This window comes from Protofrankia sp. Cr1, assembly GCF_963555865.1.
Lineage (GTDB): Bacteria > Actinomycetota > Actinomycetes > Frankiales > Frankiaceae > Protofrankia.
The window spans coordinates 2,990-5,565 of the sequence record NZ_CAUVXO010000104.1 but is presented as its reverse complement, the minus strand read 5'-3'; the positions used below and the strand labels follow the sequence as shown (position 1 = coordinate 5,565).

Sequence of the window (2,576 nt, the reverse complement as noted above, 5' to 3'; positions counted from 1 at the left end):
GGCTGCAGCTGTCGCCGAGGTGTCGTCGTGCCCGCCCATGCGTGACAGTCTCAGGTCTCTGTTGGGACGGCGCCAGCAACGGTTGCACTGGCGGGACGAGGATGCGCCGCGCAGACGGAAGGTCGTCTCGTTGGTGGCGGGCGCTGATCTGGCGGCGGTCGTCGTCGTGGGCGCGCCGGTCGATCGCAAGAAGCAGGAGCGGGCCCGGCGCATGTGCATGGAGCGGCTCATGTACGAACTCGGTGAGATGTCGGTGGCGCGTGTGCTGCTCGAGTCACGAACATCATCTCTGAACGGCAAGGATCTCGCGATGGTCGAGGCGCTTCGCGGTAGCCGGATAATGCCGACCGGCCTATATGTAGGCCATGCTTCGCCGCTGGCCGAACCAATGCTGTGGATTGCTGATGCGGTCGCCGGGGCGGTATCGGCCGCCCGCGACGGCCAGCACGAGTTCGTCACCGGTATCAAGCATCTTGTGATGACGATTGAGATTCCCGTGCGATGACGAACAGCCATCCCAAAACAGCGCGAAGGCCGGGTCCCGTCGTCCGGCGGGGTCCCGGCCATCACTTCCCATCCCCCCAGCAGGAGGCGGGCTTGATACAAGCATGCGTTGTCTCGTCAGGGTAGTCAAGTTGTCTCGTCAGCTGGACCACGGATCTCGTGGCCAGCGCCAGTCCGGCCGAGGACGTTGCGGTGACTCCTGGTATGGCACCCGGACGGCGCGAAGGCCGGGTCCCGTCGTCCGGCGGGAGTCCCGGCCTCACTTCCCATCCCCCCTCAGGAGGCAGGCTGTAGCTGATGATCGACTGTGTGAGCGTAGGCGTCAACAGAGATTCCAGGGCGGTAGCGTCGTAGGGATGAGCGATGGCCGGGCACACAACGATGGCGAGGGGGACGGGCCTGGGGGAGACCGGGCTGGGGGAGAGCGGGCCGCGAGTGGGCCGGGGCGGGACGGGCCGGCGCGGGTCCCGGGGGAGGTCTGGCTGGTTGGGGCCGGGCCGGGGGATCCGGGGTTGCTGACCATCCGTGGCCGGGACCTGCTTGGCAGGGCCGACGTCGTCGTCACCGACCGCCTGGTGTCCGCTGAGGTCCTTGCGTTCGTCCGGCCCAATGCGGAGATCATTTACAGTGGTAAGAGCGCCGGCGCGCTGACCCGGACCCAGGAGGACCTCAACGCGCTGCTGGTCGATCGTGCGCTTGCCGGTCACCTGGTCGTCCGACTCAAGGGCGGGGACCCGTTCGTACTCGGACGTGGCGGCGAGGAGGCCGAAGCCTGCCGGCTCGCCGGGGTGGCATGCACCGTCGTCCCCGGGGTGACCTCGGCGTTCGCAGGTCCTGCCTATGCCGGGATCCCGGTCACCCACCGTGGTGTCGCCCAGGATGTCGCGGTCGTCTCCGGCCATCTGCCGCCCGGGCATCCGGACTCAGGCGTGGACTGGGCGGCGCTCGGGGCATCCCGGATGACCGTTGTCGTCCTGATGGGCGTCGCGCGGCTCGCTGACATCACCGCCGCGCTTATCGACGGAGGACGGTTACCGGACACACCCGTCGCAGTGATCGAACGGGCTACCACGCCGGCCCAGCGCGTCGTCCGCGGCACTCTGGACATGATCGCGGTCGATGCCATCGCCCTGGGTGTCCGTTCGCCCGCGGTGGTGGTGATCGGTGCGGTCGCGGCCCGCTGCGACGCCCCGGCGCGGATCACTCCGCCTCCCGGTGGGGATGAATGTCCGCCGAGTGGCGCCGGGGCGAGCGGTGCCGGGCCGAGCGGCGCCGGGTATCCGTTGGCGGGTGTCCGCGTGCTCGTTCCGCGGACCAGATCGCGTCCGGGTCTGCTCGCTGCGCGACTGCGCGCTCTCGGCGCGGACGCGGTGGAGACCGTGGTGTCGCGTCCCGGTCCGGTGGCCGACGTCGAGGCCGACGTCGAGGCCGAGCCCGACCCGCGCATCGCCGAGGAGCTGTACCACGGTGACCTGCACGCGGTCGCGTTCGCGTCGTCGACCGCGGCTCGGGCGACGGCGGCGCTCTACGGTCCGCTGCCGCCCGGGATCCTGGTCGTGGCTATGGGCGTAAGAACGGTAACTGCATGTCAGCGGGCCGGCCTGCGAGTCGACGCCGTGGCAACCGAGCCTGGTATCTACCCGCTTGCCGCCGCTGTCGTCACGGCTGTTACCGAGGCCCGATCGCGCTGAGCGCGGCGCCGGCGCTGACAGCGCTGACAGAATTGCCAGCCAGTTGATCGTTTCCCGGATGGTCGCCGGTCAGCGCGTCCTCGATGCGGCCGGCGACCGCGGCCAGCACCCCCGGGTGCAGGCCGAGCGGTGCGGTCAGGCACCAACGGGTGTCAGGGAACTGCTCCTGCGCCCTGGCGAGGGCGGCTGGGATGTCGTGCGTGGTGTGGTTGCCCTCGAACAGGAAGAAGGGGTGGACGACGATCTCGGTGCAGCCCGCCGCGGTCAGGATCCCGTAGCCGGCGACGATGTCGGGCTGGGCCAGCTCCAGAAACGCTGGCTCCACCGCACCCCAGCGGGCCTGCCCGTTGTCTCCGGCACCGTTGCTTTCGGCACCGATGG

At 69.8% G+C, this 2,576-nt stretch carries 3 protein-coding genes; 2 read left to right on the top strand and 1 reads right to left on the bottom strand.

Annotation, left to right across the window (positions count from 1 at the left end):
* Positions 1-130 precede the first annotated feature (130 nt).
* Entirely contained in the window at positions 131-505 is a 375-nt protein-coding gene (locus U9980_RS11030; protein ID WP_322767829.1) for a hypothetical protein, read from the top strand.
* Between the two features lie 355 nt (positions 506-860).
* Positions 861-2,195 (top strand): uroporphyrinogen-III C-methyltransferase, encoded by a 1,335-nt coding sequence (gene cobA, locus U9980_RS11025; protein ID WP_322767828.1) that lies wholly within the window; start codon positions 861-863, stop codon positions 2,193-2,195.
* Here the strand turns inward: cobA and U9980_RS11020 are convergent.
* On the bottom strand, positions 2,173-2,576 hold a 404-nt coding region (locus U9980_RS11020), incomplete at its 5' end, for a sirohydrochlorin chelatase (RefSeq protein ID WP_416210230.1). The genes cobA and U9980_RS11020 overlap by 23 nt on opposite strands.

What these genes read in the sequence shown, in the direction of transcription:
- cobA (WP_322767828.1), top strand. Translation starts at nt 861, where the DNA reads ATGAGCGATGGCCGGGCACACAACGATGGCGAGGGGGACGGGCCTGGG.